This window comes from Symmachiella macrocystis, assembly GCF_007860075.1.
Taxonomy (GTDB): Bacteria; Planctomycetota; Planctomycetia; order Planctomycetales; family Planctomycetaceae; genus Symmachiella; species Symmachiella macrocystis.
Window position 1 is genome coordinate 34,869 of sequence record NZ_SJPP01000006.1, and the last position, 18,420, is coordinate 53,288.

Below are 18,420 nucleotides of genomic sequence, written 5' to 3' on the forward strand. Positions count from 1 at the left end.
GCGGCGAACGATCTGAATAAGTACGAATTTGTTGTTTCTGACGGTGAGGAGAGGTATAAGTGTGGAAGGTTATCGCAGCATTGAATATTGCGTTCAGGTGTCAAGCTGCTCGCGTTTCGTAATGCCGCAACACTACACCAAGCCGCGTCCGACAAACCACAGCATCGAATTTAGTACCCTGACCCTCGCAGAAATCACCTGCCAACGGCACATTCCCCAACGCCTGATGCGGCCGCTCCGTATGGTAATGCTCGACGTATTCCGAGATCAGGTACTCGAAATGTTGGGGACCAAAGGCGATGAAATAGTCCAGCGCCTCTTGCTGCAGGCTCTGGATAAACCGCTCGATGTGCGCCTGCAGATTCGGCGCCCGCACGCTGTTTTTCTTCACCTTGATACCGGCATCTCGTAGGACCTTGTCAAATTCCCGACGGTAAAGGCTGTCCCGGTCGCGCAATATCAACGTGGCTTCTTGGCCAGTGGATTTCACGTGTTCCACAAATCGCTGCGCCTGCTCGATCATCCATTCCGTCGTCGGCTTCCGCGTGCACTTCGTCACGAACACCTTTCGACTGTCCAGGTGCAGAAACACCAGCACGAAATACTGCCGTGGGCCGAACTTGGTCCAGACTCGCTTGGAAAAGAAATCGCACTGATAGAGTGTCTCCGCATGCCGTTTGAGGAACTCGTGCCAACTGTCCGGACCACGGGTCGGACCGGGATCGAGGTCGTGTGCCTTCATGATCCGCTTGACCGTGTTGCGAGACGGTGGTTTAAGGCCGAGCTTCTTAAGCTCTCCCATAATGCGGGTATAGCTCCAGCCAGTTTCCGAGCCGATCTTCACGATCACCTTGCGGATCGATTCAGCGGTTCGCGGACGTCCCATTTTCTTGGGCTTATGACCGCCCCGCTCATTTCGCAGCCAACTCAGAAATGTGTTGTACGACACGATCGTGATCAGATGCTTGAGGTCGGACCCAATCCCCTGCCCTAGTTTCATCAGCCGCGCTTTCTCCTCCGGTTCGAGGAAGATCCGTTTCTTGTCGATGCGTTTGCGGAGCATTTCGTTTTCCGCTTTGAGCCATTCGACCTGCCGGATCATTTCGTTTCGACTGCATCGCGCAAGCAGAAATAGCAGCGGCTGGAAAACCCGTCCCATCGTGGTAGAATCCCTTCAAATTCAGCGGTTTCCTGGGGGTGTTCAAAACTATTGATACACCGCTGAGACGCTCGCCGCACCCGGTTGAAGAGCCCAAATGAGCCCTCCCGACGCATTGACCATCGCTGGTCCGCAAAGCCTGCCCAGATTGCCGCCGCAAAATGTCGCGCGGGCTGTTAACCAACTTCAAAAAAGTTCGAAGAGGGTTGGTTACGTTTCGAGCCACCGTGACGGACTCGAACTTTTGTAAACCCTTGCTACTACTGGGTTTCAAAAAACAGGTCCAAAGAGCATGGTTACGAAGAGGGTTTGGCACGGGGAGGGGCGAGGCATTTTGGAGACCGGTTGCGAGGTGGTGGTCCTTAGTAACGAGGAGTGTGGCCTACCGCTTTCCGATACCGGGGTCGAAATCCTCAATGACTCAAGTGTGGCCATATTGAACGCCTTTCGAGAATTAACGGCGGTAAACCCAAATATATCCATATTAGGAAAAACCGCCGTTAGCACCTCACAGCTTGCCACCACGGTCAATATGAAGCCGCGCCGGGTTCGCGAGTACCTCAACGGTCTCGAACGCCGTGGTCTAGTGCAAAAGGTGGGTGAACGATCGGGTTGGCACCTAATTGCTACTTTCGCTGAGGAGGTCGCGCCATGCCCGTGAGGATGTCCTCAACCAGCCGGCAACGGAAGTCAGACCGTGTCCGGGATGCGCTCATCGAGCACTGGCGATTATTGAGTGATCGCGAAATCGCCCTCGCGGTCGGCGTCAGCAACCGGACCGTCTCGAACCATCGCAAGCGGCTTGAAGAGGAAGGTCGCATTCTCCTTCGTCCTCAAAGTACACAGTCCGTCGAGGCATGCCTGCACGTAGTGTGTACTTTGGCGATCTCGCCTGCTCCACTTAACGACCAACTCTACGATCCGGTTGACGAAGCTGAACCATCCTTTCTGGCGTTGGTCGAGGACGTCCGCAAAAATGGCATTCTGGAGCCCATTGTCGTCAGTGGTGACGGTTACATTCTTTCGGGTCATCGTCGTCATGCGGCAGCACAGTGGCTGGGGCTCGAACGTCTCCCAGTTCGTATTCGACACGACGTCTCCTATAACGGAGACCAAGACGAATTCCTGCGACTACTGGCTAGTTTCAACCGGCAACGCATCAAAACCACTGCTGAGCAACTCCGCGAGGAGGTGGCATTGATGTCGGACGTCTCCTGTATTCAGGTTCGCCGGTTCCGACGTGACGCTGCCGCTGTTGAAGGAAACGCGACGGTGCCACTACGCAAGCGCAAACGCCGCTCAGCGATTCGGGACAAACTGGAACTGCGGGAAGCAATCGTTTCCGTTGTAAACGCCGAGAGACACAACTGGCCGTTGAGTGATCGATCTGTATTCTACCGCCTACTCAATATCCCTGGATTGGTCCGTAACGACCGCACACGCGTACCCTTTGCCAATACTCCACCCGTCTACGACGACGTCACCAATATGCTAACCCGGCTCCGCTTGGACGGTTCGGTGCCATTTGACGCCATCTCCGATGAGACGCGGCCTGTAGTGGTGTGGGACACGCATCGCGGTGTGGGGGACTTCGTCCGCCGGGAATGCGATCAATTCTTGACTGGTTATTGGCGTGATCTATTGCAGAGCCAGCCGAATTGGATCGAGTTGCTCGTTGAGAAAAACACGGTCGCCAGCCAACTCCGTAGCGTCGCTGGCAAATACACGCTCCCCATGACCAGCGGGCGCGGTTACTCGTCGTTGCCGCCCCGCAAAGAGATGGTCGATCGCTTCAACAAGAGCAGTCGCGAAAAACTTGTGGTTATCGTGGTCAGCGACTTTGACCCAGAAGGCGAAGACATCCCGGCTAGCTTCGGCATCTCGCTTCGTGACGAATTCGACGTTCCTGCCGACCGACTGCGGATCGTGAAGGCCGCGCTCACTGCCGAACAAGTTCGATCGATGGATCTGCACGAAGGTCAGCTCTCGAAGGAGACCTCGTCGCGCTATCGACGGTTTGTAGAAGCCCACGGCGACCGGGCCTGGGAACTGGAATCTCTTACATCCGAGCAACTCCGAGAGATCACAGAGGCAGCAATTCGAGGAGTACTTGATCTGGGCGCATTCGAGGCGGAGGTAAACCGCGAACAACGAGAGCAGAGCGAACTGACTGAGAAGCGACGGCAACTGCGGGAAACGCTGATCGATGACCTCGATTGAGGTTATGTGAACTATTCAATTCTAGGAGACGTTCGTAATGAGAATCTCGCAACGAAAATTGACGGAGATCAAACCGTACCAGCAGAACCCACGCGTCAATGATGGCGCGGTGGATGCTGTGGCGGCATCGCTTCGCGAATATGGGTTTCGCCAGCCGGTCGTGGTGGATGAGGAAGGGATCATTATCTGTGGGCACACCCGTTGGAAGGCGGCGCAGAAATTGGGACTCGAAAAAGTGCCCGTTCACGTCGCTAAGGACTTGTCGCCCGAGCAGATCAGAGGCTATCGGCTTGCCGATAACCAGACGGCCACATTGGCTGAATGGGACGCGGATCTCCTTTCGCTAGAATTGGCCGACCTGCAAGCGATGGGGTTCGACCTTGAACTGACCGGTTTCAGCGAGGACGAGTTGGCCAAATGGTCTGGTGGTGAGGTGAAAGAAGGCCTCACCGATCCGGATGATGTACCGGAGGTGCCGGACGAGCCAATTACAAAACCCGGCGACCTGTGGCTTTTGGGCAGCCACAGACTTTTTTGCGGTGACTCCACATCAATCGAAGATACTTTGCGCGTGATGGACGGTGAGAAAGCCGCGCTTGTCGCGACTGATCCTCCGTATCTCGTTGATTACACCGGTGATCGGCCCAATGAGTCCGGGAAAGATTGGTCAGATACCTACCGGGAGATCGACATCTCCGATGCGGATGCTTTCTTTACGCAGCTATTCACTTGCGTTCTCGGAGTGGTCGCACCCAAGGCGGCGATCTACTGTTGGCACGCGCACAAACGGTGCGGTGTGATTCAACGGACCTGGGATCAACTAGGCATTCTAGACAACCAGCAAATTATTTGGGTTAAGCCGACGCCGGTCTTTGGCCGCGTCTATTGGCACTTCCGGCACGAGCCCTGCATGCTGGGTTGGGTCCGTGGCAGCCAGCCGGATCACGACGGCCGGCACGAGGTCGATTCAGTCTGGAATGTCGACTGGGAAGGTAAGGCCCGCGTTGTGGGAAATAAACACCCGACCCAGAAACCGGTCGAGCTTTTCGCACGCCCGATGCGGAAGCACACACGCGCCGGCGATGTCTGTTTCGAGCCGTTCAGTGGCTCCGGTTCACAAATATTGGCAGCGGAACAACTGGGCCGCCGCTGTTTCGCCATGGAGATCGCACCGACATTTGTGGATGTTGCCGTCGAGCGCTGGGAGCAATTTACGGGCCAGAAGGCGGAGCGAATTCCTGCCACCAAGGAGGTGAAGGCGTGATCTATTTGGCATCACCTTACTCGCATCCGGACGCTATCATTCGCGAGCGCCGGTTTCGTGCAGCGTGCCGTGTGGCGGCGCGGTTGATTCGTTCCGGTGAAGTGGTGTTTTCGCCGGTAGCGCATGGCCATGCGATTTCGCTGTACGGCGTGCCGACGGATTGGTCGTTTTGGGAAGCACACGACCGCCGGTTCTTGGAACTGTGTGATGAGGTGGTCGTGCTCATGCTGGCTGGCTGGCTGGCGAGTGTGGGCGTTGCGGCGGAAATCGAGACCGCGAAGGAGCAGAACAAACCCGTGCGCTACCTCGATGCGGGGTCGCTAGCCAACGTCGGGCATGGCGGGATCAGCCGGAGCGACCGGATGGGGCAGATTCACCAACGTGGCGATGGAGAACGAGCAGGATGAAAAAGCGAGAAGATAAAATTGCGACATCGGATCTGCAGCGTGGCCTGCAGTGCGGTGCCTGCGGCCATCGGCGTTTACGTGTGATCTACACGCGAGCCGCAAAAGGCGAAAGGTTGGTGCGGCGACGGGAATGCCGGAATTGTGGCGAGCGTGTTACGACTTGGGAGCGGGTAGCAGGAAGTGGTTAATCCTGTCAGGTAGCACTTCGGATAGAGGTCATTGTACCCGAGCCGAAATCGTCATTTTTCGCGCTGTTGATTTTTGTGGAGGCATTCGAAGGTAGCGTTTAGCCCGCTCAGGACACGCCCTCATTCGTCACAAAGCTGGTGGTTGAATTGGGGATTCGAGGCGATTGCCAAGTTGTCGTCGATGTAGTGGCGGAACTGCAGAAGTCTCCTTCACCGCCTGCAGTTGGACAAAACACTAAGCTGGGCAGGTTTGTCCAATTTCTGTCAGTTTGAGACACCGCGATTTGCGTTCGGTGGATGTGTCCGACGTACGTTATGGATTCAGTGTCACCGCCTATTAAAGCCAGAACACGGTCGACTATTGACCTTCCCAATTGATGTATGAGTTGGCGGAGCGAGTTTTTCAGCACCTGGTGTAATTCTGAATGTTGCCTGTGGCTGAACGACAGAATGTAACAGGTCGCCACCCATCGCCAGGTAGCCTGCGTCTGGGGGGCGAGCGTTCCAGAACGGCTTGCTTCAAATCTTCGTCATTGAGAAAAGCGTCAGCAGGCTTAGAGCTGCCGCACGGGAGAAAAATAATTCACCTGTTCTAAGAAACCAAGACCCGATTTTGGCATTGAGTACCTCGCGATCAGACAATCGGAATAACTCTGGCTTCTTCGCACGATGCAGCATGAAGGAAATGATACTTCGTCCGAGAATTTCAGACCTTTAGATTTGCAGTCCAGGTAGCGGCACAGGCTGGTCCGACGGAGCGACATGATCGACGGGAGGTGATTCGGTAATTCGTTTCGCTGATTCGCGGGCAGCTTTCAGATTGCAGTCTTCGAACAGGACCGAATTTGAACCCGGACGCAGCAGTTCGGCCGCTCGTGATGCATGACGGATCGCGCCGGTGGAATTGCCCTCGCGACATTTGACGGCACTGGCTGCGAGCTTGATCATCCCTTTCATTGTAAGTGCTTCTTCCGAGGTTCGCCCGAGTTCCAGCCATAAGTGTTCCCAGGCTTCGTGGGATTCCCAGTAATAGCCGTGTTCGAACAACCGCCTCCCCCACTGCAGATGATCCTGCTGAGACCACGTCTCGGGTAGGCTGATCTGCTGCATGTGTCCATCCGGATCAGAGACCGGGTGAGGCGCGTAGCCTGGCACGTAAGTGTACGGCGGGAGATCAGGGAAATTAGTCTGAAGTTCACGCATGGCTCAGAGAGTTAAGGTGACGCACCGGCGTGTCGGCAGTCGACGAGTTGCTGCAGCCACGCGTACACTTCATCACGGTGAGACCAGAAATCAGATGACGTATTTCGTCGAGTGTTTCCTTTGTGTGACGCGAAGTTATCGGAATGACCCAGTCGTGTCTACCGTGAACCGCAGGACTTCGCCTCCAGTGGAGTGCTCCAGAAATCGCGACAATATTGGGCCGAGTGGCCAAGTAAAGGGACGTTGCCCAAGCCTACGCCTAACAACAAAACGCCCCGCCGTGGCGAATGTAGGGCGTCTGTGGCGATCTGGGTAGGGATCGGGGCTATTAGTTGATCGCGAAGTGGCCGCGGTCAGTTTTCGTGAACCGGTCTTCCTTTCCCTTGGTTTGAATCTCGCGGAGGATAGCGGCGTAAAGTGTGGCGTGCGACGTCTTGCCGCTGGGGCTGGTCCAATAGCCCTTCGCCGCCGCATCGAGAGCGCTCATTTTCTCTTCGTCCGTTTTGCGGGGGATTTCTTGGTGGCGTTTATTTTGGTCTTCGTTGGTTTGGGAGCCGCATTCTTCACCGTTGCCTGTTTCCGCGTTGTGGCCTTCTTGGTCGTTGCCTTCTTCGCCGTGGTTTTCTTCGTGGCCAGCGTGTCGTCCCTTTCGAGTTTCGGGGTTCGTGTCAAGTCGTATTTATTCGGTCCGTCAAGTCCGGTACAATTTCTTCCTGAGCGGAGCGTTTGCGATCGTTGAGTTTTGGCCGTGTATGCGGAGGATGCAAGGTGAGTGTGTTCAAAGAAGGAACCAATGTTTGGACGCAGCCGGGCCCGGCGAAGGCATACTATGACCGTGTCTGTCAGCTGCCTCAACTGCGCGACGTACTGATTGCCAAAATACGCGACTCGTGGGGAAACCCTGCGCACTCAGGATTGGAACTCTTCCCAGAGGTTTCACGCGAAGAGACCACCCTGCGCGGCTTGGACGGCAACGATGTGTCGGTCACACGTTTTACGCCGCCAAATGTTGGGACCGGCACATGGGTTTATCTGCACGGCGGTGCCTGGATTTCGCCTATCTCGGGAAAGCATCTGGCCTGGGCAAAGCGAATGGCTGCCTTAACTCGGTGGACGGTAATTGCAGTGAACTATCGCCTGGGGCCAGAGGACCCATTCCCCGCCGCACTGCACGACGTGATTGGTGTTGTACAACACTGTCAGAAGAATGGCAGTGGACCGGTTGTCGTGGGTGGCGATTCCGCTGGCGGCAACCTTGGACCCGCAGCAGCGTTTTACGCGGCGGATCATGATCTACAGGCGCCTGAGGCCGTGCTCGCCCTGTGCCCTGCGACGAACATGGTCTATGAAGAAGTGCCCGGTTTTGTCGAGTCCGCCTGGAATCACCCAATTCAGGATTTGACGCTTTTCGGTTTCGGGCGGTCGTGCTACGTGCCGCGCATTGAGGATTGGCGCCACCCCTATGTAAGCCCTGTCTATGGCGACCTGTCTCGTTTGCCACCGCTGATGGTCGTGATTGGCGAGCAAGATGCGATGTGTGAAGACAATCGGATCTTTGTCGACCGTGCCCGTGCCGCAGGCGCCCACGTCGAGGATCACGTCTATGCCGCCATGCCGCACAGTTTCTTTATGCAGGACGAACTGATCCCAGAGGCGTCCGCCCAAGCCAACGCTGACATTGCGGCGTTTCTGGCCCGGCTATAACTGGCTAAGGTCGACTTGCAGTTTGTGGCCGTCAAGCCAGAGTTGCTCGATCCACGTTAGGCTTTCTGTTACGGGCGGTTGTGGATCGCCCATCGCGATCTGCCAATGTTCCACGGCTGGCACCATGATGATGTAGTTGAGAATTGTACGTAGTAAGATCATGTCTCCAACCGTGTCTAACTGTTCGCGGTCGAAAGTGTATTCGTCGCGGTAGCCCTGTACCATCATTGCCAGGACATGTCCGGCCAACTCGGAGCTAGTGTGCGGGACTCGGAGACTTGGATAGTAGTAGTGCGAAAAGAGCAGGACGGCGAAGTCCATCGTCCGCCAGCCGTAACAGCCAAGGTCGAAATCGATGATCTGTATCTCGCCATCCTCGACAAGAAAATTCCCCGAGTGAAGGTCTCGATGGACCAGTCCATAGTGACGAGACGGTGTCGGTCGCCCGCGCAATTCATCTATGAAAGCTTGCATTGCGTCGGCAACTTGCGGGTTGAAGGCTGAGGGAAGAGGATCAGGAAACTGCCCGAGTTTGCTCTCGTACCAATGCCAGCGATTACGGTCGGCAGGTAATTGCAACTCGTCCGAAACTCGATGGATGCGGCCGGTCTCGCGGCCAAGTTTTAGAAAGAGTTCGTCGTTCCACTGTGCATCGTTCGCCGGGTCGAGTTGCTGCCCCCTGAAACGCTTGAAGCAACAGACGTGCATTGTGCCCACGTCCAGTTCGATTGTCTCAAGCAGTTCTCCGCCGCGTGAAGGAATCGGTGTCGTGACCGTGCAGCCATGGTGGATCAAGTGATCGAGCCAGAGCAATTCTCCCAACACCTCGCCTCGACTGCGCAGGGCACCGTCGCTGATGCGGATAATCACCGGGTCACCGTTCACGAACTCCGTGGCAAACACATGATTGACACCGTCGCGGACTAACTCCGTCTTACCGGGAACCAGTCCCCAGTGATCAACACATTGTGCAAGGGCATCGTGATAGGGCGAAGTGTCTCCTACTGGTAAGTGATTGGGGTCCACGATTTGCTACCCGAATGCCTCTGTTGGAATGTTTCTTGTTCTGATACCGATCATAAATTGAAGCAGCCGGTTTTGGAAGATCGCATCGATACTCTTTGTCGTTACAACTCTTCGCCCGTCGGTGAAATCTTCCGACCCCGGTTAGTAGGATGCAATTTGGTGTTTCGGTCGCCCTGACCTGTGATAGGGGCATCGACCAGTCTAGATGCCTAGGAATAAGCGTTACTGGTCGGCAACGCGAGTTGCTGGGATGACCACGTTGATCGCGACCGAACCTCGCCGGAGATTGCCCTTCGTGCAGTCTGCGTTCCAAAAGACTACAACGTTGGTTCGTACGCCGACTGATGCGGAGGTTTGGCGAAAACTACCACAAACAACAAAAAGCCCCGACGTGGTGAACGTGGGGCGTGCGAGGCGATCTGAGCCGGGATCGGGCTATTTAATGAGCGCGAAGTGCCCGCGATCAGTCTTGGCGAAACGGGCCTCCTTCCCCTTGGTCTGGATCTCGCGGAGGATAGCCGCGTAGAGCGTAGCGTGTGGCGTCTTGCCACCCGGGCTGATCCAATAGCCCTTCGCCGCCATCCGTTCGATCATCCCCCTGGCATTGAGCGGTTCCTTCGTTTCGCCGAGGACCTTCGCCGCCGCGTCCAGGGCGCTCAGTTTCTTGACGCCCGTTTTGGCAGCGACCTTCTTGGCGGCGGGTTTCTTCGTCGCTGCCTTGGCGGGAGCCTTCTTCGCCGTAGCCTGTTTCCGCGTCGCGGTCTTCTTTGTCGTCGCCTTCTTCGCCGTGGTTTTCTTCGTGGCCATCGTGTCGTCCCTTTCGAGTTATGGGGTTTGTGTCTGTCCGGCAGCCAACACGGCCACCGACAGGACAGTCAGTTACCTCGATCTGGAACGAACATCCAGCGACATCTGGTAGTATTCCACAGGATTCCGCTGAAAAGAATTTGGGGCGAACACAGGCCCCACGGCGCTACCAAACGCGGAGGATTGAGCAATGGCCAACGGTACCAACGACAACGCCCCACGTGACCCCGGTGCGGTAGAGGGCATTTCTTTACGACCAATACCGAACCACTTGACTACAAAATAATCCGTGAGAGTGCTTCAGTTGTATCTGCCGACCGTAACCACTTAGACTAAGCTTTGTTTCAGCAATCTGAAGACTATCGAAAATCGACAAGGAGCGATTAATGAGTGATATAGGCCCCGTTGATGATGATGCGCCGGAAGAATTCACAGAAACCGAATCGGGACTCAAGTATCGTATTCTGCGAAAATCAGACGGAGAAAAAGCGAACCCCAACAATTCAGTGACTGTCAATTACCGAGGTTGGCTCGATGATGAAACGGAATTCGACAGTTCCTACAAACGGGGTGAACCGATTTCGTTCCCGCTGGGGGGAGTTATCCCTGGCTGGACCGAAGGGATGCAGTTGGTCGGTGTTGGCGGAATGATTGAACTGACTATTCCTCCTGGGTTGGGATACGGACAACGGGGGGCCGGTGCCGCCGTTCCACCGAATGCAACGCTGCATTTCATCGTCGAGTTGATCAGCATTAACTGATCGCGGAGTCGACGTGTCCACATGAGTTGTATCCAGAAGCCGCCGCGCTGACTCGCATGTGGGACAAACCAATTAACGCCCTTTTTTGATTTACGCCGAGCAGTGTCTTTGAGCGATTGTTCTAGACCGCCTTACTTTTTCGAATCAGTATGAACGCATCAGAAACTCATGCGTTTGATGGGAATGGTACTTCATGGGGAGATTCACGCTTCGATAACTCCCGACCGTGTCTCGAAAACTCAAGGATTTTTGGATTCAGAATGATCTGAAAAACAAACATGGCTACTCACGTGTTAATCATTGGGGGCGGAATCGCCGGCTTGAATGCTGCCAAGTCCTTGGGTGACGCAGCAGGGATAACGGTGACGATTGTTGATCGTCAGAATCACCATCTCTTTCAGCCACTGCTGTACCAAGTCGCCATGGCGGGGCTCAGCCCAGCCGATATTGCGGCACCGATTCGTAGCATCCTTTCGGGATTCAGCAATATTCATGTGCTGCAAGGGGAAGCACGATCGATCAAACTAGATTGTGCCTGCGTCGAATTCGATTTCGGCGTACTCCACTATGACTATTTGGTCATTGCTTGCGGGGCGACACACAGCTATTTCGGGCACGCTGAATGGGAAGAGTTCGCTCCTGGGTTAAAGACCGTCGCCCAAGCGACTGAAATCCGTCGTCGGGTTTTGGCAGCATTCGAGCAAGCTGAACGTATCGAAGAGCCTGATGAACAGAAGAAGTATTTGACTTTTGTCATCGTTGGTGGAGGCCCAACCGGTGTGGAGTTGGCTGGCGCAATTGGAGAAATGAGCCGTTATACATTGGCCAGAGATTTTCGACGTATCAATCCACGGCTGACACGCGTGATACTTGTCGAAGCTGGTCCTCGGATCTTGCCGATGTTCTCCGAAGAACAGGCAGGGCGTGCTGCGCGGGATCTGGAAAAACTGGGCGTACAGATCTGGACCTCCTCAATCGTTACCAACGTCGATGCGAATGGAGTCGAGATGGGTGACGAAAGAATTCAGACAGCGACAGCCTTATGGGCTGCGGGAACTGAAGCTTCTGAGATTGGTCGTTCCAACGGAATGCCAGTCGATGGCCGCGGCCGAGTCATCGTCGAACCAGACCTCAGCATCGCGGATCACTCGAATGTTTTCGTTGCGGGAGACCAGGCGTGCTTTACACACCAAACGGACAGACCGTTACAGGGAACCGCGCCAGTTGCACTGCAACAGGGACGCTTCATTGGAAAGACAATTGTCCAAGAGCTGAGTGGCAAACCGCGAACGCAATTTCAGTTTTTCGATAAAGGTCAAATGGCAACGATTGGAAGAAGCCGCGCGATCGTGGAGATTGGTCGATTCAAATTCGCGGGCTGGTTTGCTTGGGTCACATGGTTGATCGTGCATATCTACTATCTGACTGGTTTCAAAAACCGCTTCTTTGTCGTACTTCAATGGGCTTGGTCATATATGACGTTCCGCCGAGGCGCACGTCTGATTGTCGAGAAAGAATGGAGGATGAACCAATTGGAGTCGGAAGAAATGCTAGTCGATACGACCGATGACATGCCCCGTTAAACTACTTCCGCGCCGACACAATCATTCGATGGCCCAATTGGGTACTAAGAAACGATTGACTAAAGCCGTGAAGCCGGGTGGTACCCAAGGGGCAGATACGTCGCCGCAATCGTTGCCGTAGTTGCGGGTGGGAAATCGTCACGTACGAGTTGGAAAGCGAAAGATTTTCTACAGCCGAACGCTAGATGCGTAATGATTTTCTGCGTTGGCTGTGATTGGCAGCGATTCAGTCTTTCACCGCGTAGCTCGCCGGGTAGAATACCTGCAATGGTTTCCACGGAGGACGTTCGCATGCCCGCCAAGCTTAAGACCCGCTGCAGCCATCCCGGATGTCCCAACACGACGCGGGACCGGTTCTGCGATGATCACAACCGCGAGGCATCGCACCGTTGGTCGGACGAGCGACGTGGCACCCCGGCACAGCGCGGGTACGACGAACGTTGGCGGAAGGTGCGGCGCATCCACATCAAACGGCATCCCTATTGCGAGGACTGCCTGGACGACGGTGTAGTCAATACGCGGAACTTAGAAGTCGATCACGTCATCCCCATCGACGTACGCCCGGACCTGCGGCTCGACCTCGACAACCTGCGGACGCGTTGCCGTCGGCATCACAAGCTGAAAACGGATGAGGACAAACGGAAGTATACGACCGGAGCCACCGCGCCGAATGCTGACCGGGTCGCTGCCGGTGGAAAGATGACCGGGTCCCTAAGGGGGGTACCTTAGATCCCTAAGGACTCAACCCCCAATACCACATCGCCAACGATGCGTGTTTTTCCGCGAAATTGGAGACCGGGGGGTGTGAAGTTGGGTAAAGCATCATTTCGCATCAATTTGATGCTGGAAAGCATGTCATGCGAGGTCGCAAACCAAAGCCAACAGCATTGAAAACATTGGAGGGAAATCCGGGTAAACGACCGCTCAATGCTCGCGAACCGCATGCTAAGCCTGAAGTCCCGGACTGCCCCGAGCATCTTGACGACATCGCTCGCGCTGAATGGTTCCGCACGGCGAAAGTGCTCATAGACATGGGCCTGCTGACGTTGGCCGATCGCTCGGCCCTGGCAGCTTACTGCGTGGCGTATTCGCGGTGGGTGCATGCCGAAGAGCAGGTCAAGAAGTATGGCACGATCGTGAAATCGCCGGCGAAGGGCTTCCCCATGAAAAGCCCTTACCTGACCGTCGCGGATCAGGCGATGGAGGCGATGCGGAAGTTGATGGTTGAGTTTGGACTCACGCCCAGCAGCCGCAGCCGGATCTAATTGCCCGAAGGTGCCGGCGCCGTGGATGAGTTTGACCTGTTTCTGGAGGCGGGCTAATGTCGCGCGAGGTCGAATCGCTGACTTCGGATTGGATACGCACGTCCGCCGACGAGCGGGCGGTTGCTGATGGTTGCTGGTTCGACCTCCACGCTGCCGAACGGGTCCGCTTGTTTTTCCGCAAGTTCCTGCGGCACTCCAAAGGCCAATGGGCCGGTCAGCCGTTTGACCTACTCGATTGGTAGTGGCAAGAGGTGGTGGCTCCGCTCTTTGGCTGGAAACGTCCCGATGGCACGCGGCGGTTCCGGCGAGGCTATATTGAGGTCCCCAAGAAGAACGGCAAGAGCACGCTCTTCTCCGGGCTGAATCTGTACTTGCTAGTCGGCGATAACGAACCGGGAGCGGAAATCTACAGCGCCGCCGTCGACCGTGACCAAGCTTTAATTGTGTATGGTGAAGCGGCGCACATGGTTGACGAATCGCCCGATCTCACCCGGCGGTTGAAGGTCGTCCGTTCGACGAAACGGATCGTGTATCACCGCACGCGGTCGTTCTACAAGGCGCTGTCCGCCGACGTCCCAGCCAAGGAAGGTCTCAACGCACATGCGGTGCTGATTGACGAACTGCACGCTCAGCGGACCCGTGATCTGTGGGACACGTTACGCTACGCGGGGGCCTCGCGAAGGCAACCACTGCAATTGGCGATCACCACCGCCGGCTACGACCGGCACTCAATCTGTTGGGAACAACACGACTACGCACTCAAGGTGCTCGACGGCACGATTGAGGATACGTCGTTCTTTCCCTTTGTCGCTGCGGCCAGTGACGAGGCGGATTGGACCGATCCCAACGTCTGGAAAACAGCCAACCCCAGTTTCGGGATCACGATCAACGCGGACCAATTCGCCGAGGACTGTACCGAAGCCCAGGAGTCGCCAGCGAAAGAAAACTCGTTCCGCCGCTATCGCTTGAATCAATGGACTGAACAGGATGTGCGTTGGCTGAGCATGGACAAATGGGATGCCTGTAACACACCGCTGGAGGATCTGCGCGGGCGAGATTGCTTCGGCGGGTTGGATCTCTCTTCCACGACAGATGTCTCGGCACTGGTGCTGGTCTTTCCCGACGAGGACGAGGGGCGGGCCGACGTGCTACCGCTGTTCTGGGTTCCCGAAGAAGGCGCCCGCAAACGGGAACGTCGCGACCGTGTGCCGTACGTGCAATGGATTCGGGACGACCACATGGAGGCGACCTCCGGTGAGGTGGTCGACTACGACGTCATCCGCCGCCGGATCAATGAACTCAACGAGCAGTTCGAGATTCGCGAAATCGCCATCGACCGCTGGAACGCCACGCAGTTGGCGACGCAACTGGAGGGCGACGGCTTCGAGATGGTCGCCTTCGGCCAGGGCTATGCCAGCATGAGCGCGCCGACGAAGAAGCTCGAAGAGTTGGTATTGAGCCGCAAACTGGCCCATGCCGGACACCCGGTGCTGCGTTGGATGGCCGGCAACGTCTCGATCGAAACCGCCGCCGCCGACAATTGGAAACCGTCGAAGAAAAAGAGCGTGGAACGGATCGACGGCATCGTGGCGTTGATCATGGGGCTCGATCGGGCGAGCACGCAGGACCAGTACACCAGTGTGTACGAGAAGCACGGGCTACGGTCGCTTTGACGCAGGTATGTGAGCGCAAACATGGATTTGGCGGGCTGAGAATCGGGGAGATTCAAAAAGGTTTGTGCCAGACTTGCTGGCTCAGGAGGTTGGTGCCGGGCATCCGTGTTGGCGTTTCATATGTTTGCGCTTGACAGACCAGGCAGTGTGGCAATAGATTAGCATGTGTGAATTAATTGCCACATCCGCGAACCGTCACGACGCCCCTGTCGTCGACGACAAAGAGCTCACCCCATGGCACGAAAAAAATCGGACCACGACCTCGGCCGGCGCGAACGGCAGATCATGCACGTGATCTACGAATTGGAAGAGGCCTCGGTGGGGGACGTCCTCCAGCGACTGCCCGATCCGCCCAGCTATTCGTCGGTGCGCACGATGATTCGACTGCTGGAAAGCAAAGGATTCTTGCGGCACCGCCGTGAAGGAACCAAGTATGTATATCGGCCGACGCAATCGCGGCACCACGCCAGCCAGTCCGCACTGAAACAGTTGCTAACCACCTTCTTCTCCGGTTCGCCAACCGACGCGGTCGCTGCCATTCTTGACGTCTCATCCGTCGACTTGACCGACGACGACTTGAACCAACTTGAACAACTGATCGCCCAGGCGCGAAAGGATGGTCAATAAGATGAATTTGACGAACCTTGATCCGATTGCGCTGTTGCAGCATCCGTTCGTTGCGGATGTTCTGATCGAGGCGGGCATCAAAACCACCCTCGTATTGGCGATGACGGCACTAGCCACGGCCGGTTTGCGGCAGGCGTCGGCAGCGCTGCGGCACCGAGTGTGGTGTCTGGGATTGATCGCCGCCTGCATGATCCCGTGCGGCGCGTTGCTGCCTCCGCAGTGGCGACTTCCCGTCTTGCCCGCCGCATCGACCATTGTCGTCTCCGTCGCACCTCCGGCGTCCACTCCCACCAATCGGCCAACTGGCGTTCAAACAGACGGAGCCAAGTCGTCACAACAAGTCGATCAAACGGCGGTACCACTCATGCTGTCCGCTGCCCCGACCAAAACGCGTGCGGATGAGACATCGGATCAGGTGGCGCTCATTCGCCCGGCGATGGCGTCCGCCTCATCCGCCACCGCGCGCAACCTACTCGCCAGTGCCTGGATGACAGGGACGCTTCTATTTCTAACTCCGTTGTTCCTGGGATTGGCGGCCAGTGTCCGGCAGGCGCGACGCTCGCAGCGTATGACGGACCCGGTCTGGACGAATCTGTGCGCGGAAGCGGCGGCGCGGCTGGGACTGTCACGGTCTGTCACGTTGCGGCAAACGGAAGATGGCGTGGTGCCAATGACGTCCGGCGTCTTCTTTCCGGTTGTCTATCTGCCTCGCGATTCCCAACACTGGACGGCGGCGCGGCGACGGTTGGTCTTGTTGCATGAGTTGGCGCACGTGAAACGGTGGGATGTACTGTTTCAAGCCCTAGCGCGACTGGCCTGCGCCATCTATTGGTTTCATCCATTGGCCTGGTATGCACTGCGTAACGTGCGGATTGAGAGCGAATCGGCGTGCGACGATTGCGTCGTGGGCACCGGCGAACGAGTCACGGACTATGCGGCGCAACTGATTGACATTGCGCGAGCCTATCGCCGACCGCGGCTCGTCTCTGGGGTCGCGATCACGCGTTCCACACAACTGGAAGGTCGCATCGTCTCACTTCTCGACCGTGCCCGATCACACCAGCCAGTCGGCAAACGCGTTGCCCGGGGACTGCTAGCCGGGGCGTTGATCACCGTATTGGGATTGTCGGTGATCGGTGTCGGCGATCGCGCCCGCGTGTCCGCTTTTGAAAGAGGCGACACACCGCGACGGGATAACGACGCGGTGGCCGCGCCGCCGGAAGATATTGATCGGGAAGCGTTCGCCAAGCAGCGCGCCGCCCAGGTTGCCGCATTACTCCCCCCAACCACCAATGAGATGGCGGATCGTACAGCAGAGGAAGTTCGGGAGATCGTCACCAAGTACGCTCCAGAACAGATCACGCCAGAATTTCGCGAGGCGCTCACCCGCGCGATTGCCACTTTCTGGGAATCGAGCTATCCCGACAAGGCGAATCAATTGTCATCCGCGCAGCGCGACGAGATTTACCTGAATCTGCCAATGAAAGTACGCACGTTTCAGTGGAAATTGTTCATGGCGCTCCGCCGTCGCCCGTTAGATGGCAAGGAGCAATCGCGACTCGATGCACAACAAGCCTGGCTACTGCAACACATCCGCTCACTGCCTGCCCTCGATCCGCCCTTTGATAAACGAAACTTGCACGCCGACAAAGTGGCCGAATTGAAAGCCAAGTTCGCCAACCCGCTCGTCCCGGTGTTTCACGAACCGCTCACCAGCAAACAATTCGCCGCATTCCAAAAGGAGATGAAGAGCTACGATGGCGGTAACAAGGAGTTGTTGTTCGTCGTGCCGCACGCGGTGTGGGCTGATTTGAATGCGCGCTTCCCAGCACCACAGGACGTTCCTATTCCCGAACTCACAACATGGACCGAACGTCCTCAAGGGTATGGACAAGGCAATGGCGTGATTCGCATTTCGTTCCCGTCAGCAGAACGGGTTTTGGGAAACCGAAACGTGATTGGCGGATACCGCAAACATCAGCATGTGATCGATCTCAAAGACGTGCCCCCCGGTCTGCGCGGGGTTGGTGATGGTCCGCGCAAGCCCTGGACGTTCGACGATGTGCAAAACTGGTTTGCCAAACCGGGCCGCGGTCAGATCGTCTTCGACGCCCAAGCCCTCCGCCTCATCGGCATGCGAGGCACCCGGCTGATGCCGCTTGAGACCAAGACATGGATCGATGCCGACAGCATTCCCACCGAAAAACTCATCGCAAAGATCGAAAAAGAGGGAGCACGCGAATGGTCCCTGCCCCAACCGATCGTACGTGACGCAATCGGCGGAACCAAATACGACGCCATGGCAGCAGCCCTGACAAGCGATGGCGAGCTCTATGTCTTCAAAGCCTTGGAACATGACGCCGGGGGCCTGAGCTATCACGTCCGCCGCCACCAATTTCCCCACCCCGCCGACACGAGCCAACCGCATTAACGACCAAGGCAGCACTCACAACTGCCGGCGTGTCTGAGAACTGGATCGTCTCGGCCGCACAACGAGGGGGGCGATTGACACGACCTGTACCTCCGGAGAACT

The 18,420-nt window shown here is 56.5% G+C and carries 18 protein-coding genes; 13 read left to right on the forward strand and 5 right to left on the reverse strand.

Annotated features, from left to right (window positions below; translation table 11 throughout):
• Window positions 1-100: 100 nt before the first annotated feature.
• Entirely contained in the window at window positions 101-1,102 is a 1,002-nt protein-coding gene (locus CA54_RS28915; RefSeq protein ID WP_197532961.1) for an integrase core domain-containing protein, read from the reverse strand.
• A gap of 708 nt (window positions 1,103-1,810) precedes the next feature.
• Here CA54_RS28915 and CA54_RS28920 point away from each other — a divergent pair.
• Genes CA54_RS28920 through CA54_RS30305 form a run of 4 tightly spaced genes read left to right on the forward strand, consistent with a single transcriptional unit; the run spans window position 1,811 to window position 5,238 of the window.
• Window positions 1,811-3,379: a ParB N-terminal domain-containing protein gene (locus CA54_RS28920; RefSeq protein ID WP_197532962.1), complete on the forward strand. Its 1,569-nt coding sequence runs from the start codon at window positions 1,811-1,813 to the stop codon at window positions 3,377-3,379.
• A gap of 37 nt (window positions 3,380-3,416) precedes the next feature.
• Window positions 3,417-4,643, forward strand: coding sequence for a DNA modification methylase (locus CA54_RS29690; RefSeq protein WP_197532963.1), 1,227 nt, complete (start codon window positions 3,417-3,419; stop codon window positions 4,641-4,643).
• Window positions 4,640-5,050 (forward strand): DUF1937 family protein, encoded by a 411-nt coding sequence (locus CA54_RS28930; RefSeq protein ID WP_197532964.1) that lies wholly within the window; start codon window positions 4,640-4,642, stop codon window positions 5,048-5,050. Before CA54_RS29690 ends, CA54_RS28930 begins: the two co-directional genes overlap by 4 nt.
• The gene (locus CA54_RS30305) at window positions 5,047-5,238 is read left to right on the forward strand and encodes an NrdR family transcriptional regulator (protein WP_390817760.1); all 192 of its coding nucleotides are present in this window, start codon (window positions 5,047-5,049) and stop codon (window positions 5,236-5,238) included. The genes CA54_RS28930 and CA54_RS30305 overlap by 4 nt, the downstream gene beginning before the upstream one ends.
• 714 nt (window positions 5,239-5,952) lie before the next feature.
• On the opposite strand, the gene CA54_RS28935 is transcribed toward CA54_RS30305, so the two are convergent.
• Both CA54_RS28935 and CA54_RS29695 read right to left on the reverse strand, forming a co-directional pair.
• Window positions 5,953-6,348, reverse strand: coding sequence for a DUF309 domain-containing protein (locus tag CA54_RS28935; protein ID WP_197532965.1), 396 nt, complete (start codon window positions 6,346-6,348; stop codon window positions 5,953-5,955).
• A 421-nt stretch (window positions 6,349-6,769) separates the two neighbouring features.
• Window positions 6,770-6,928, reverse strand: a complete 159-nt coding sequence (locus CA54_RS29695) for a hypothetical protein (RefSeq protein WP_197532966.1) — start codon at window positions 6,926-6,928, stop codon at window positions 6,770-6,772.
• A gap of 281 nt (window positions 6,929-7,209) precedes the next feature.
• On the opposite strand from CA54_RS29695, the gene CA54_RS28940 reads away from it, so the two are divergent.
• Window positions 7,210-8,145, forward strand: coding sequence for an alpha/beta hydrolase (locus CA54_RS28940; RefSeq protein WP_197532967.1), 936 nt, complete (start codon window positions 7,210-7,212; stop codon window positions 8,143-8,145).
• Here CA54_RS28940 and CA54_RS28945 read toward each other — a convergent pair.
• The gene (locus CA54_RS28945; protein WP_197532968.1) at window positions 8,140-9,171 is read right to left on the reverse strand and encodes a phosphotransferase enzyme family protein; all 1,032 of its coding nucleotides are present in this window, start codon (window positions 9,169-9,171) and stop codon (window positions 8,140-8,142) included. The genes CA54_RS28940 and CA54_RS28945 overlap by 6 nt on opposite strands.
• Window positions 9,172-9,606: 435 nt before the next feature.
• Window positions 9,607-9,978 carry an HTH domain-containing protein gene (locus CA54_RS28950; RefSeq protein WP_146374511.1) on the reverse strand — a complete coding sequence of 124 codons (372 nt, stop codon included), beginning with the start codon at window positions 9,976-9,978 and terminating at the stop codon, window positions 9,607-9,609.
• Window positions 9,979-10,364: 386 nt separating this feature from the next.
• Here CA54_RS28950 and CA54_RS28955 point away from each other — a divergent pair, with 386 nt between their 5' ends.
• The 8 genes from CA54_RS28955 to CA54_RS28985 all read left to right on the forward strand — a co-directional run bounded on the left by CA54_RS28955 (window position 10,365) and on the right by CA54_RS28985 (window position 18,318).
• Window positions 10,365-10,739 carry an FKBP-type peptidyl-prolyl cis-trans isomerase gene (locus tag CA54_RS28955; RefSeq protein ID WP_146374512.1) on the forward strand — a complete coding sequence of 125 codons (375 nt, stop codon included), beginning with the start codon at window positions 10,365-10,367 and terminating at the stop codon, window positions 10,737-10,739.
• Between the two features lie 278 nt (window positions 10,740-11,017).
• Window positions 11,018-12,322 (forward strand): NAD(P)/FAD-dependent oxidoreductase, encoded by a 1,305-nt coding sequence (locus CA54_RS28960; RefSeq protein WP_146374513.1) that lies wholly within the window; start codon window positions 11,018-11,020, stop codon window positions 12,320-12,322.
• Window positions 12,323-12,613: 291 nt separating this feature from the next.
• Window positions 12,614-13,051 (forward strand): HNH endonuclease, encoded by a 438-nt coding sequence (locus CA54_RS28965; protein ID WP_197532969.1) that lies wholly within the window; start codon window positions 12,614-12,616, stop codon window positions 13,049-13,051.
• A gap of 128 nt (window positions 13,052-13,179) precedes the next feature.
• On the forward strand, window positions 13,180-13,587 hold the full coding sequence (locus CA54_RS28970; protein ID WP_146374515.1) for a phage terminase small subunit P27 family: 408 nt from the start codon (window positions 13,180-13,182) through the stop codon (window positions 13,585-13,587).
• 56 nt (window positions 13,588-13,643) lie between these two features.
• On the forward strand, window positions 13,644-13,829 hold the full coding sequence (locus CA54_RS29700; RefSeq protein ID WP_197532970.1) for a hypothetical protein: 186 nt from the start codon (window positions 13,644-13,646) through the stop codon (window positions 13,827-13,829).
• Window positions 13,830-13,841: 12 nt separating this feature from the next.
• The gene (locus CA54_RS28975) at window positions 13,842-15,260 is read left to right on the forward strand and encodes a terminase large subunit (protein WP_197532971.1); all 1,419 of its coding nucleotides are present in this window, start codon (window positions 13,842-13,844) and stop codon (window positions 15,258-15,260) included.
• Window positions 15,261-15,494: 234 nt separating this feature from the next.
• The gene (locus CA54_RS28980) at window positions 15,495-15,887 is read left to right on the forward strand and encodes a BlaI/MecI/CopY family transcriptional regulator (RefSeq protein ID WP_146374516.1); all 393 of its coding nucleotides are present in this window, start codon (window positions 15,495-15,497) and stop codon (window positions 15,885-15,887) included.
• 1 nt (window position 15,888) lies between these two features.
• Window positions 15,889-18,318 carry a M56 family metallopeptidase gene (locus CA54_RS28985; protein WP_197532972.1) on the forward strand — a complete coding sequence of 810 codons (2,430 nt, stop codon included), beginning with the start codon at window positions 15,889-15,891 and terminating at the stop codon, window positions 18,316-18,318.
• Window positions 18,319-18,420: the final 102 nt, after the last annotated feature.